Genomic DNA, 450 nt, shown 5'->3' with positions numbered 1-450 from the left:
GCAGGTTGACGGCCAGGCGCTGATCCTGGCTAAAGACCTGGTTGAGAGCGTAATGAAGCGCGTTGGCGCGACGGACTACACTATTCTGGCGGCGGTACAAGGTTCTGAGCTTGAGCTGATGCGCTTTAAGCATCCGTTCCTCGATTTCGACGTGCCGGCGATCCTTGGCGACCACGTGACGCTGGATGCCGGTACCGGTGCGGTGCATACCGCTGGCGGCCACGGTCCGGACGACTACACCATCAGCCAGAAATACGGTCTGGAAATCGCCAACCCGGTTGGCCCGGACGGCGCTTACCTGCCTGGCACCTGGCCGTCTCTGGACGGCATTAATGTTTTCAAAGCCAATGACATCATCGTTGAGATGCTGCGTGAGCGTGGCGCGCTGTTACACGTTGAGAAACTGCAGCACAGCTATCCATGCTGCTGGCGCCACAAGTCGCCGATCAT

The 450-nt window shown here is 59.1% G+C and carries 1 pseudogene; it reads left to right on the top strand.

The window, feature by feature from the left end:
* Positions 1-450, top strand: a pseudogene (locus tag LU493_RS19585) (class I tRNA ligase family protein); the annotation flags it as partial.

Origin of the sequence: Halomonas elongata, from assembly GCF_029081005.1 — a bacterium.
GTDB classification, from domain to species: Bacteria; Pseudomonadota; Gammaproteobacteria; order Pseudomonadales; family Halomonadaceae; genus Halomonas; species Halomonas elongata_B.
This window is presented reverse-complemented; position numbering and strand designations above follow the sequence as displayed.